Source organism: Nocardioides sp. (assembly GCF_050699375.1).
Classification (GTDB): domain Bacteria; phylum Actinomycetota; class Actinomycetes; order Propionibacteriales; family Nocardioidaceae; genus Nocardioides.
The window spans coordinates 1-12,621 of record NZ_JBOHDN010000047.1 but is presented as its reverse complement, the minus strand read 5'-3'; the positions used below and the strand labels follow the sequence as shown (position 1 = coordinate 12,621).

The 12,621-nt window shown below is 66.2% G+C and carries 12 protein-coding genes; 4 read left to right on the top strand and 8 right to left on the bottom strand.

All coding sequences use genetic code 11. The features are described from left to right. The coding region (locus tag ACRDPS_RS02705; RefSeq protein WP_431500079.1) for a hypothetical protein at positions 1–550 on the bottom strand (550 nt) is incomplete at its 3' end. A 163-nt stretch (positions 551–713) separates the two neighbouring features. On the opposite strand from ACRDPS_RS02705, the gene ACRDPS_RS02700 reads away from it, so the two are divergent. Next, positions 714–1,319: a hypothetical protein gene (locus ACRDPS_RS02700; protein WP_431500078.1), complete on the top strand. Its 606-nt coding sequence runs from the start codon at positions 714–716 to the stop codon at positions 1,317–1,319. An 18-nt stretch (positions 1,320–1,337) separates the two neighbouring features. On the opposite strand, the gene ACRDPS_RS02695 is transcribed toward ACRDPS_RS02700, so the two are convergent. From ACRDPS_RS02695 to ACRDPS_RS02675, 5 genes are all read right to left on the bottom strand, one after another. Further along, on the bottom strand, positions 1,338–1,703 hold the full coding sequence (locus tag ACRDPS_RS02695) for a hypothetical protein (protein ID WP_431500077.1): 366 nt from the start codon (positions 1,701–1,703) through the stop codon (positions 1,338–1,340). Positions 1,704–1,759: 56 nt separating this feature from the next. After that, positions 1,760–2,269: a hypothetical protein gene (locus ACRDPS_RS02690; protein WP_431500076.1), complete on the bottom strand. Its 510-nt coding sequence runs from the start codon at positions 2,267–2,269 to the stop codon at positions 1,760–1,762. Positions 2,270–2,668: 399 nt separating this feature from the next. Further along, positions 2,669–3,592, bottom strand: a complete 924-nt coding sequence (locus ACRDPS_RS02685; protein ID WP_431500075.1) for a hypothetical protein — start codon at positions 3,590–3,592, stop codon at positions 2,669–2,671. After that, positions 3,589–6,057, bottom strand: a complete 2,469-nt coding sequence (locus ACRDPS_RS02680) for a hypothetical protein (RefSeq protein ID WP_431500074.1) — start codon at positions 6,055–6,057, stop codon at positions 3,589–3,591. The genes ACRDPS_RS02685 and ACRDPS_RS02680 overlap by 4 nt, the downstream gene beginning before the upstream one ends. 1 nt (position 6,058) lies before the next feature. Continuing rightward, a complete protein-coding gene (locus tag ACRDPS_RS02675; protein WP_431500073.1) occupies positions 6,059–6,367 on the bottom strand; it encodes a hypothetical protein in 309 nt (102 codons plus the stop codon). A 244-nt stretch (positions 6,368–6,611) separates the two neighbouring features. On the opposite strand from ACRDPS_RS02675, the gene ACRDPS_RS02670 reads away from it, so the two are divergent. Continuing rightward, complete coding sequence (locus tag ACRDPS_RS02670) at positions 6,612–7,076, top strand: hypothetical protein (protein ID WP_431500072.1); 465 nt, start codon at positions 6,612–6,614, stop codon at positions 7,074–7,076. A gap of 251 nt (positions 7,077–7,327) precedes the next feature. Here ACRDPS_RS02670 and ACRDPS_RS02665 read toward each other — a convergent pair whose 3' ends face one another. Together ACRDPS_RS02665 and ACRDPS_RS02660 are read right to left on the bottom strand one after the other, a co-directional pair. Beyond that, the gene (locus tag ACRDPS_RS02665; RefSeq protein WP_431500071.1) at positions 7,328–8,950 is read right to left on the bottom strand and encodes an alkaline phosphatase D family protein; all 1,623 of its coding nucleotides are present in this window, start codon (positions 8,948–8,950) and stop codon (positions 7,328–7,330) included. An 88-nt stretch (positions 8,951–9,038) separates the two neighbouring features. Next, on the bottom strand, positions 9,039–9,935 hold the full coding sequence (locus ACRDPS_RS02660) for an oxygenase MpaB family protein (protein ID WP_431500070.1): 897 nt from the start codon (positions 9,933–9,935) through the stop codon (positions 9,039–9,041). A 74-nt stretch (positions 9,936–10,009) separates the two neighbouring features. Between ACRDPS_RS02660 and ACRDPS_RS02655 the strand changes: the two genes are divergently transcribed. Both ACRDPS_RS02655 and ACRDPS_RS02650 read left to right on the top strand, forming a co-directional pair. After that, the gene (locus tag ACRDPS_RS02655; RefSeq protein ID WP_431500069.1) at positions 10,010–11,143 is read left to right on the top strand and encodes a hypothetical protein; all 1,134 of its coding nucleotides are present in this window, start codon (positions 10,010–10,012) and stop codon (positions 11,141–11,143) included. Between the two features lie 8 nt (positions 11,144–11,151). Next, positions 11,152–12,609, top strand: a complete 1,458-nt coding sequence (locus ACRDPS_RS02650) for a protein kinase domain-containing protein (RefSeq protein WP_431500068.1) — start codon at positions 11,152–11,154, stop codon at positions 12,607–12,609. Positions 12,610–12,621 lie beyond the last annotated feature (12 nt).

Below are 12,621 nucleotides of genomic sequence, written 5' to 3'. Positions count from 1 at the left end.
TGCCATCGTCGTAGAGCGCCCGGACCTTCGGCTCGGCCTCGTCCACGGAGTTGTCGTAGTCCCGAATCCGGGCAGCCGCCACCTTCTCGGCATGCGCGATCGCCCGCTCTTCCGCCGCATGCTTGGCTTGTGCCTTCTCCAGCGCAGCCCGCCCCTCCCCGGCCTGCCGCTCGTTCACCTCGCCCGGCTTCACCTCGGTGTCGTAGCTCGACGCGTTCACCGGGTCATGCGACGACGGCAACGTCGCGGAAAGGGCGGCGTGATCCTTCATTGCTTCCCGGACTTGGAACTGCACTGAGGTCAAGGCAATCTCTGCCTCGGAGATCACCTTGTACTTCTTGTGCACCTCGGCGCCAGACTGCCGCATGTCGCTTCGCGCGGCTTGGCCCGACATTGAGGTTGCGGAGAAGCCCTCCTCGACGTCCGAAGAGGTGTCTTGGAGTTCTTCTCCTGCGCCGTTGAACCTGTCGCCGGCGCGGCGCCAAGAGTCGAGCATGGCGGCGATCGCATCTGGGGCGCCTGCGGCAACGTACAGATCCAGACGTTGCATCCAAGGACCCTTGACCATGCTGGTTGTGTCCATCGCCGGTCGATTCATCGGATTCCTCCCGAGAGAGTCGTCAAGCCACCCCGCGCGGCCCTCGTGGCTACAGCATCTCCCAAGCGAGTGGGTCACGCCAGATTCTTCGCCAGATCCTCTAGAGTCACGTCCCATGACGACCTCTCGGACGCTGGGTATCGCAGTTCTGGCGTTGACTACCGTTGTGACCTTTGCTGGCTGTGGATCGCAGGATCCTGACCCATCTGAGGATCCTACAATTGGACAGTCAGCGGGTGGGCAAACGAGTGAGCCTGCGATTCCCTCGGATTGGCAAGAAGCCAAGATCGACGTTGCCAGTGTTCACGTGCCGCAGGATTGGGCTGTCCTCAATCCCAAGGCAACCGACATTGGCTTCACTGCACCGAAGGACGAGTTCGGGTTCTCTCCAGGGGGTGGGTCGATGGTCGTGAACGTCGGCGATGACACAGGGGATGCCGAGGCCATCATCGACGCTGCGACTGAGTTCAATCTCAAGACCTACAAGGGAGACCCCAACATCAGCAACGTCAAGCGCCTTCCTGATTTGACGATCAGCGGCGTGCCGTTCTCGCTGGTCCAATGGGAGACGAGCCAATCGTGGGAGACGGAGTACCTCACGGCGACAGACGACGGGACTGAATCGATCACTCTCAGTTGGCAGTTCATCAAGAGTGACATTGACCGCAAGGGGTCGCAGGATCTGATCGACCCGGTGATGGAGACGTTCGAGCTCCTCTGAGCCCGATGTGTTGGTCGGTCAGAAGAGGAGGTTCTTCTTGCCGAAGATCACGAGTGGGTTGCTCATGATGTCGAGGGCGTCGCGGATCTTGTTCATCGCGATCTGGGCGTCGACGTCGGCGCCTTCGATCTCGACCATGGCGTCGTGAATACCGTCGCTGGTCTTCTCCAGGCCGAGGGCGGTCTCTTTCAGGGAGCGGCCGATGTTCTTGTGGCCACGGTTTACCACGTCCTCGAGCCATTGGCCCTTGGGCGAGAGACCGAACATGGCTCCCGAAGGCGCGGTCAGATCCACCCCTTCGACCAGTTCGCGCTGCTGGTCCAAACGGTTGCGTACGCCATCAAGCTTCTCAGCATCCGCGCTGACCTCGTAGCCTTCACCCATGTCCGAGCCTCCCGCATTCGGCGCGCCCCACCGGCGCCGTTGTGAGGCCTAGTAAATCATCGATCCCAGCACCATGGCCACGGATCATGGCGGCGGTCTCGGTAGGCCGGTCCAGAGGAGATGGGACGCAGGGGGCGGCGCGCCCCGGGATGGGCGCGGGCATTGGGGTCTCGCCGTGAGGCGTCGATGACCGCCTGCAGCTCATCGAGGGCGATTCCGACGTCGGTGAGCGCCGCGGCCATGGCCGCGGCGTACTCAGACATCAGATCCTCGACGCGGTCGAGCTCGGCGTCGTAGGTGATGACGGTCGTGGACGTCTCACGGACGACGATGTCGCCGTCGACGTCATGGAACCCCCAGCCCTTCGCGACGATCAGGTCGGCAGCCTCCAGCGCGCGTGCTCGGGCCGACTGGATCTGGCGGGCGGCATGGCGTATTGCATCGACCACCGCGGCGACGGCGTGAATGTGGCCGAAGTGGGGAATCGCGCCGCCTTCCTCGATTCGATCAGCAGCCCCGAGCAGCGCATCCGGTCGCCAGCGGCCGAGATCATCGATTGGGATCATCGGACCTCGCTCTCGTTGCCGGCGCAGAGTGAACACCTTCATCCTAAGCAGCTCGACGCGAACGAAATTCGTTGACGCTGCCTTATGGGAAGGTCAGTCGCTAGTGGTGCGGTCGTGAGGCCGATACGGATGAACGAAAGCTCGTGCGGCCACCTTCGGGCAGCGATCGTCAGATCCTCTCCTGCGTCCCAGCTCGTCTCAAGCGCCTCGGCGGTTCCCGGGAGATTTGCTGCCGGGACCGGGGACTTCGTGCCTCCTCCGGCGCGTGGAGATAGTTCGAGATAACGATGGTTTGAGTCGCCAGGGGCACCTGATGAGCCAGGTCACACGACTTCGTGAGCAGTGCCGTGCCCCTGGTCATGCTGTGTTCTGAACCGATCTGTCGTGGAGTTCACGCAGTCATGCAAGAGCCCTTCGAGCGGTCATCACAGCTTGGTTCGCGATGCCCCTCGGGTTGTAACCGAGCGGAGCTGCCGCTGCATGCCAGAGTTCGTATTGAGGGGCCGCGAATGCCTCGAGGTGGCGTCCGTCATCGTTCTTAAGGGTTGCTGGAAGGTCACCGGTGGGGGTCGCCTTGTACATCTCGAAGGAGAAGTTCGTCGTTAACGACTCTTCGATCCGACCGCTCAACTCGGAGCACTCCGACTCCTCGGGGGCGCAATCGCCGGCAAATAGGGAAGCGTCGGCGACCGCGCGCGGGATGATCCACTTTCTCGTCGCCGTGCTGATCACATCTCGAGCGGGTTCGCCCGCGGAATCCGCAACCCCCGCCACCCCGTCTTCAGACGCCTCTGTGAGCCCTCGGCGAACCTGGGTGAGACCCCATGACCCGCCGTCGGCCCCAGTTGCATTCAGTGCTCGGACCATTGACTCGGGTGACGAGATCGCGCTGCCATCATCTGCGAGCGCTTTAAGAACCTCGTCCCCTTCCTCGCCGAAGAGCTCCAAGAGTGGAGAAGCAACGTCGCGAGAGGCCGCGCGGTTCGATGCGGCTAATGCCTGGACGATCTCGCCAAGGAACTCCGGGTTGGAACGTGCCTCGTCGCGAAGAGCTTCGCCGACGACGTCGTCACCTGAGGGCCATGCGACTCCGGTGGTGAGGAAGGTCAGCCTCTTCGCTGGGTCGTCAGGGAGCCCTGGAAGGTCCTCGTCGTCCGGCGTTGTCCCGTCCTGGACGAGTGGGATGACATCTTCCGAACCGAGAGCCTGAATGAAGGCCTCGGATGGAATGACTCGACCGTCACTGTCCTTCGCGGACCCTGCGCCGCCACAGGACGTAAGCAGCGCCGCTGCCAGTCCCACCGCGATTGTGTACCGGATCATCCGCCATCCTGCTCGTTGTTCGCGTGGTCCATGCCGATATTGGTCTGGTCGACGAGGTTACCGAGAAGCTCGGCTGCCGCATGAGCCCTGGGATCGTTCGTTCGTGCGGTTTCCCACGCGTCTCGCTGTTCCGTGGTCCACTCTGTCATCGGCACCTTGTGGCCGTCAGGTCCTCGCAGGTCGGGTGGAAGCGCGTTGGCGGGGAGGTTGTCGTACACCGCCGCGTCGACCAGGGTTTGCATGTCGCGGCGCCCGTCTCCGATCTCGGCAGCAATGATCTCGCGGGTCTCCTGAGTTGAGTCGACGTCATTGAGCCCAGAGAAGTACCCGGCGCTCGAGTCGATGACGCTGTTTGTGCCGTCCCCGATTGGGCCGCCGACGATCGGAATCTTGCCGGCGAGCTCGCCGGTGACCTGCTTGAGTGCCCACGCTCCGGCGTCGTACTTCCAGTCGCCGCTGTTGCTCGCTTCTTCGTCTCTGGCCTTCGCTTCCGCGAACTGTTCCTCGGTCCATCCCTCCTGGAGGGCGCCCCGTACATTTGCATACGGGTCGATAACGTTGTCCTGGGCCAGGCGAACTTGCTCTTCGGGGCTTAGCCCGCTCCGAGAGAGATAGTCGTCGAGCCCCGTCGACATGTAACTCGCGGCCATCGACTGCGAGATGTCGTATGCCTCGTCGTCCTTGCCGATGTCGCCGAGAACTTCGCGCACACCGTCCATCCCGACCGTGCCGACCAGATCCGCAGCCGGTTGGCGATCGGCGTACGGGCCGTAGTCGGTGCCGACCTGGGAATCGGACAGTGCCGCGAAGACGTCAGGAACGTACGCACCCGAGATGTGCGCCATCGCACGACGCATCGCAGGGCTGAGCTCACCTGCTGGTGTGTCGTTGTCCCCCGGGTTGATGTAGTCGGAGGCCGACTTGAATGCCTCCTCAGTCAGGTCGGCAGAACGCTGGTCCGCGTCCTCAGTGGTCGCGGAGACGAGTGCATCTCCGAAGTGTGAATCAGCTGGCTGGAACCCATCAGGCAGCGCCGTCCAGATGCGGTCCGTCATGTAGTACTCCACGCGCGACTTTGAATCGTCGACAGCTCCCGCCCCAGCAAGGTCGCCGGACAGGAAGTCACGGGCTGCGTCAGGGTTGTGAGACATACCCTCGAACAATGCGCCGAACGGGTCCATGCCGGAGTCGTAGTTGGGATCGGAGTCGGACAGCGGGTCCCAAGTTCCCTGTGTGAAGTCGAGCTGCCCGTTTCCGGTTCGCCAGATCAGGCCGCCACCGTGCGCATCGCGTTCCATCTTCTCCATCGACGTGCCGACCTCGTTCAAGAGATACGAGCCGTGGCCGCCGTCGCGCAGCATCGGGGCAAGGAGCTGGAACCCGCGAGGCGAGCCGGTGTCGCCCATCGCGTGTGCGACGTCGTAGTCGTCGTCACCACGCTCGACGAGAGACTGAACCCAGTCGCCGGATACGTGCTCGGAGGTGCCTGCGGAGTTGTCGCCGTCGGTGCCGTTGGTCGCCGAGGCGAGAGTCGTGCCCCATGCGCGCTGGAGGTCACCCATGGTGTCCCCGGTTACGTAGGGCTGATCCTCACCCATGTACCAGCCGCCCGACTCCATCGAGGCCAGCAGGTTCTTCTGGATGTTGAGGAACCCATCCGGACCGGTCTTGTTGAGGACCGCCGTGGAGACGGTTGAGTCGTCGCCATACGCCGCCAGCGTCTCCGCCAGCTTCGCCGCTTCGGGGTCGCCGATAGGTGGCGTACCGTCGTCGCCGATGGCATCCGGGTTGGTGAGATCACCGAAACGGTTGGCGATCTCTTCGCCCAGTTGCTGCTGCTCCCAGGTCGACAATGCATCGGTGTACCCGTCGTACTTGTCGGGGTCTGCGAGCATCTTGTCGATGAGTTCGTCGGTGGGCAGGTGGCGCAGCTCGGGCGGAAGGCTTGCCGACTCGAGCGACGCATCGCCGCCGTCGTAGTCGCCCTTCTTCGCACTATTGAGGACAGCAGCTAGTTCGGTTGCGGCAGTTTCTGCATCAGCGAGAGCATCCTCGATGGTCTGAGCGAGCTCCTTCATCGTCGCCTCGTCGCCGTCTTTGGTCTCGACCCCGGCGGCGGAGATGGTGACGGGGCTGCTCGTATCGACCTTCCAGCCCTTCCCGATCGCGGAGTCGTGGGCACTCTGAACGGAGTTCTTTGCCTTCTTGATCGTCGGGCTCGCCTCATCGAGGGCGTTGATCACCCGGGAGAGGGGAGCTGCGATGTCGTTGAGAGACGAGACAAGGCGACGGTGGCGGTTCTCCGCGCGGGTGGCGGCTTGACCGATCCAGGAGGAGGGCGTTGAGCCCGCGTCCAGCTCGTCTTGCTGGTCGAACAACTTTTTGCGAGCGGTGTTGAGCTGGTCAGCCGCGGCATCGAGCTCTTCCGGCTTCCACTTCTGCAATTGCTCGTAGGTGACAGCCATCTCAGTAACCCCCCATGGTTTCGGCGCGGTAGCGACCCTGCTGTGCCGTCTGGGTGTCGGCCGCCACGATCGCGTCGGCGTCGGCGACGGTGGTCGTCTTGTGGTCGCGAGCGTCCTTGACCCACTTGTCCTTGTCGCTCTTCCACTCGGCCTTGAGGCCGTTCGCTGCGCCGACGACGGTGCTCCCGGGCATCGCCGAGGCCACCTTGGCCATGGGGCCCTCCAGGTCGAGGCCCGCGACGGCCTCCGCCGCGGTGCCGATGGAGTTGGCCGCCTTCTTCACCTGCGACTCGACGATTTCGACGTTCACTGGACTGTCCCCCACGAGATTCGAAGCTGCTGGCAACTAGGTCCTACCCCAAAACTCCGTTTCTAAACATAGATCCTCAAGAAATCTAGTACCGAGCCTCAGCCGGGCCCCGCAGCGGCAGCGTGTCTGTCCCACGACCCGCCTCGCGCTCATGAGATAACGACATGGCACGTGGCCCAGGGGGCCATCGCGTCGCCGACGAGGCTGACGCGTTGAAGCTGTCGAAACAGGATGAGGTAGATCGATGTCGCAACCGAATGGCGCTCCGAGCACGAGGCAGGCGGAGCCGACGCAGGTTGCTCCTGACGCGCGCAGCGGCAAGTCGCTCGGGCTGGTCGCGTTGGTGCTTGCGGCGGGGATGTTCGTGGTCATTGCGCTGGTCCGGTTGATCGTCGGCATCCCGAAGGTCAGTCAGGGCTACTACGACTCTCTCGCCAACTTCGAGGACCGCCCGGTCATCTGGCTGGTCCTGGGGCTCTTGATGGTCGCTTCGATCATCCCGATCGTGGCTGCCGTCGTGCTCGGACACATCGGCCTGCGCCGGGCGAAGGTGGACGGATCGAGCGCTACGATGGCCGGCATCGCGCTCGGCATCGGCTACATGCTGGTGATCTTCTGGGGCGTACGTCTGATCAACGCCTACACGAACGCAGCGCAGTTCGACGGCGGGTTCAGGATGTTCATCGAGTACGTCGGGCTCTGGGCCTAGGAGCTGCTCGCGGCGCAGGCGCCATAGCGGTCGGCGGGGTTTCTGCGCCTGGCCCATCGTGCGCGAACGAAAATTCGTTCGGCCGCGACGGTCGAACAAATCTCGACGCCCGAAGGGATCACGGTGACGAACCGGTTCATCGAAGTCACGCCGATGCGGGATGCGCGTTCATGGTCGGAGGGTACGACGGGGAGATTGACCGGGTCACTTGTCAGGAACCCCCTGCGGAGCTCCCCGTCGTACCCGACCGCCTACGCCTCGACGAGACCCGGCTTGCCCGCCTCGGTGAAGAGGCGGCCACCGACGGTCAGGGGAGCGCCGGGGGTGGTCACCTGGGAGACGTTCTTGTAGGTGATCTCGGCCCCGGACCTGTCGAGGGAGACCGTGGTGTAGCCACGCAGGCCGTTGTAGAACTTCATGTGCGGGTTGCGCTCGAGATAGGCCGCCCAGTTCGCCGGGTGCTCGGCGCCGTTGCCGCCGGAGGTGATGGAGCTCGTGACGACCTCGGTGCCGAGGACCGGCGAGGAGAGGTCGTCGAAGTCGTCGTGGATGTTTAGCCCGTAGTGGACGTGTACGTCGCCGGTCAGCACCATCAGGTTCGACTGCCCCGACGCCTTCCAGCCGTCGAGGACCCGTCGCCGGGAGGCGGGATAGCCGTCCCAGGAGTCCATCGACCGGGTGCCGTTGCCTGAAGGGTTGTCACGCCGGGCGAAGGTGACCTGCTGGGGCACGATGTTCCAGGTTGCCGAGGAGCGGCGCCAGCCGTCGGTCAGCCACTTCTCCTGCTCGAGACCCGGCAGAGTCATCGACGACGCCTCGGACTCCTCCGACGGCACCTTCCAGCCGTCGCCGTTCGCCTGGTTGGTGCGGTACTGACGGGTGTCGAGGATGTCGAACTGTGCCAGCCGGCCCCACTGCAGCCGCCGGTAGAGCTTCAGGTCCGGACCGGCCGGCTGCTGCGGCAGACGCAGCGGCTGGTTCTCCCAGTAGGCGCGATAGGCGGCGGCGCGGCGTACGAGGAACTCCTCCGGCGGCACCGAGTTCTCCGGGGTGTCGCCGGCGTAGTTGTTCTCGGTCTCGTGGTCGTCCCAGGTCACGATGAACGGGTGCGCCAGATGGGCGGCGATCTGGTCCGGGTCGGACTTGTAGAGCCCGTAGCGCGAGCGGTAGTCGTCCAGTGTCACGGTCTCGTGGTTGAGGTGCGCCGGCAGCGGCTCGGTGTAGCCGCGCGCCCCGGCGGAGGCGTTCACGGCGTACTCGTAGAGATAGTCGCCCAGGTGGAGGACCACATCCACGTCCTCGCCCGCGAGATGCTTGTACGCGGTGTAGTACCCCTGGTCGTAGCGCTGGCACGAGGCGAGGGCGAAGGTCAGCGACGAGACCGCGGCTCCCACCGCCGGGGCGGTCCGGGTCCGGCCGACCGGGCTGATCCACTGGCCCACGCGGAAGCGGTAGAAGTACTCGGTCGCCGCGTCCAGCCCGCGGACCTCGGCGTGCACCGAGTGGTTGAACTCCGAGTGTGCGGTGGCGGTGCCGCGGCGTACGACCCGTTTGAAGGCCTGGTCGCGAGCCACCTCCCACCTGACATCGAAGCGCGACGGCGGCATCCCGCCGGTCGGCTCCAGCGGGAGCGGGGCGAGCCGGGTCCAGAGCAGCACCGAGTCGGGCATCGGGTCACCCGAGGCGACCGCAAGGGTGAACGGGTCCGAGGTGATCGCGGAGGGCGAGGTGGTCGGGGCGGCGAAGGCGCCGGTACGCGGCAGGCCGGTGGTGAAGGCCAGCGCCGTAGCGGCGGCGGAGACGGTCAGGAAGCGGCGGCGGTCGAGGCCCCTGAGGGCGTCGCGGAGGTCAGGAGTGTTGCTCGGGCCAGGCATGGACGTGCTCCTGTCGATATGGGGGTTATCGACAAACCAGCGAAGCGGTGTCCGGTGAAGGCCCCGTGAAGTGCGGGGGAGAAGCGGGCTACGCCTTGGTGCCCTCGACGGGTTGGGCGACAGGCTCGGCGACCCGGTGCACCGGGCAGCCCGGCGCGAAGGTGCCGAGATCCTCGGTGTCGAAGCCGTGCGGGTAGCTCTTGATGCGGGGCATTTCGCGGACGTACGCCGGCTTCCTCCGCGCCGGCAGGAGAGCGACGAACCGAGCCCGCGCCTTGAGCGCGGCCCGCGACAGCGTCCGCGCGACCCGGCCCGGCTCGGGGTAGCCGAACGCCTCGAGCAGGTGCGGCTCCATCAGCGAGAGCGAGAAGGTCCGGATGAGCGGCGCCAGCGGACGCGGGTAGAAGGTCGTGAGGAGCTCCAGGGTCGAGTCGGCAACGGCACGACCGCCCTCGTCGTACGCGAAGTGCTCCTCCTCATAGGAGTCGAGGAGCCGCTCGAACGCCGCATAGGTCTCCGGGATGTCCTTGATCCCCATCCGCTTCCCGAGCGCCTGGTAATAGCGCAGCGCGGCGAGCTGCTCGTCGGGTGTCGACCGCCGCCAGCCGAAGTCCTGGTTCCAGCGGTGGGGGATCACCACGAAGGTCGCCAGGACATAGCGCATGTCGTCGTTCGAGATGTCGTACATCCGGTGCATCTGGTTGATCCGGCGCACCGCGGCCCGGCCCCTGGGGCTGTCCAGGTCCTCGATCGCCGCGTCCTCGAGCAGCAGCGCGGTGTCGTCGTAGCGCTTCTGGGTGTCCTCGGTGAACTGATTCGTGTCGGCGAGCAGCCCGCCGATCGAGGGCACCGCGTAGGTGCGGAACAGCGCGAAGCTGAGCGCCTGCATCGTGTCCCAAGGGAACTCGTAGAGCGCCAGAGTCCTCGAGATCTCCTGGAAATCGGTCTCCGGGTCAAGCCCTGCCGTGCGCGGTTTCTTGGCCACCATGCCTCCTCGCTCGATACACAACTGTATCGCAACACTCGGCCCATCGGGCCCCTCCCCGTAATGTCGGTTGCATGGAGACGACCGGCACACAGACACAGCTGTCCCTCGCCGCCGCCCAGGCGGTCCGAACGTACGCCGCCACCACCCGCTCCGCTCTCGGCACGGCCGAGGCCTCGGTGATCTCGTACGCGGGTCTGTGGCTGCTCCTCGCCTCGCTGGCGACCGCGGCGAAGGCTGAGGTGGAGGAGGCGCTGGGGCTCTCGAGGACCGACGCGCGTGCTGCCGCGCTGGCGCTTCTCGAGGAGCCCCATCCGACCGTCGCCGCTGCCGTCTCGGGGTGGCTTCGGCCCGGCGTCGAGCTCTATGAGGGACTGCCGATCAGGCTCGACCCGCTTCCGGACCAGACCTCGCTGGACGCGTGGGCCGAGGAGAACACGCGCGGCCTGATCAGGAGGTTCCCGCTCCAGATCGACGCCCAGACTCTGCTCGTCCTCGCCTCCGCGCTGGTGGTGTCGCCGAGGTGGAGCGAGCCGCTCGAGCACGACGACGATGGCCGGCTGTTGCTCGAGGGCGGCTTCCAGGCCGTGGTCGAGACCGATGCCGCCGGACCGGTGGCCGTGGCCTGTCCGCCCAGCGATGACGCGATCGCGGTCTTCTCGGTCATCGCCGATCCCGCGGTCCCTGCTGAGGACGTCTGGCGGGCGAGCGAGGAGGTCGTCTTGCGCTTTGACGCGCACGAGCTGCGCAACCATGCCTTCGATGTGCCGGGAAGCGGTGACGGCCACGCCTGGACGGTCCGTGAAGTGACTGTCGCGGGCCCCGCTCCGTCCGAGCGCTGGCGCAGCCACCTCCCGGAGTGGAAGGCGGAGAGCGACCATGACCTGGCGAACGCTCCAGGGGTAGCGCAGATCGCTGATGGCGTGGAGTCGGCGATCGCCGGCGCCGGTGGCGACGACAGCAGCGAGACCTCGCCGGAGACCGAGACCGTCTGCCTCCAGAAGGCCGTCGCCTCCTACGACCGGGAGGGGTTCGAGGCGGCCGCGGTGACCGCGATGATGACGCGCGCCGCGGCCGCGGTCCCGCAGGAGAAGACGGTGCGTGAGGTCGACCTGAGGTTCGACCGCCCGCACGCCGTGGTGGCGGTTGCGCGCGGGGGAGCGTGGGAGGGGATCCCCCTCTTTCACTCCTGGGTGACCCCGGCATAATTTCCGTCATGGACGCGCTTCCCCCGATCGCCGGCCGCTACCAGCTCCTCGACCTGCTCGGAGCCGGTGGCATGGGCGAGGTCTGGCGGGCGCGCGACACGGTGCTCGACCGCGACGTCGCGGTCAAGCTGCTGCGCGATGTGGACGACCCCACGATGGCCGAGCGGTTCCGCCGCGAGTCGCTCTCGACGGCCAGGGTCGTCCACGACGACGTGGTCAACATCTTCGACGCGGGCAGCGACGACAACGACGTCTTCCTGGTCATGGAGCTGCTGCCCGGCCCGACCCTGGGCGCGGCGCTGGAGCAGCGCGGCGCGATGCCGGTCGAGACGGCCGTCGAGTACGCCCGCCAGGTCGCCGCCGCTCTCGCCGCCGCTCACCGGGCCGGGGTGGTGCACCGCGACATCAAGCCGGCGAACCTCATGTTCGACGGGGACGGCCGGCTGACCGTGCTCGACTTCGGCATCGCGTACGCCATGACGGGGGTCGACCCCGGGCTGACCCAGACCGGGCACGTGATCGGCTCCCCGTCCTACCTTTCTCCGGAGCAGGCCGCCGGTGACCCCGTCGGCCCGCAGGCTGACGTCTACTCCCTGGGCTGCGTGCTCTTCGAGATGCTGACCGGGAAGGTGCCCTACACCGCCCCGCACCCGGTCAAGATCCTGCACATGCACCTGAGTGATCCGGTGCCGCGGATCACCGACCTCCGCCCGCTGCCCGCGCCCCTGGCGCGCCTGGTCACCCGGATGCTCGACAAGAACCCCGCTGCTCGCCCCTCGATGGACCAGGTCGGGCACGAGCTCGGCTACGTGCTCGGCGGAACCGATCCCGACGCGACCGACCTGCTGGCCGCCGGGCAGGCGCCGCGCCCGACACAGGCGGTGCCGCAGCGCCCGCTCGACGAGCCGATGGCACTGCCCGGCTCGCGCACCGGCGTCATGCGCCAGCCCCAGACCCAGCCGCCGTCCGACGGACCCCGGCCGTGGTCGACCCGCCGGTTCCCCGTCAACCGTCTCCTCGGCGCCGCGGCGCTCGTGATCGCGTGCGTCTTCGCCGCCTCCTGGCTCGCGAGCTATGAGCCCGCACCGGCCAACGCCGACCAGCCCTCCGAGACCAACGACGCCGACAACTCGGACAACTCGGACAACTCGGACAACTCGGACGGCTCGGACGGCTCCGATGGCTCCGACAATGCCGACGAGACCAGCGACAAGTCGGACAACAAGACCCTGAACCGTCTCGACAGGCTCGACCGCTGGCGGGAGAACCTCGAGGGCTGGAACGTCATCGACGAGGGCCAGTCCCAGGAGTGGGAGGACCAGATCCAGCAGATCCGTGACCTGGTGGAGAAGGGCGAGAGCGCCAAGCGCGAGATGGAGCAGCTCCGCGACGAGTTCCGGAACATCCGCGAGGGCGAGGGCCAGAACGGCGAGAAGATCCTCGACGGGCTGCTCCAGCAGAACTGAGTCGTCCACCGA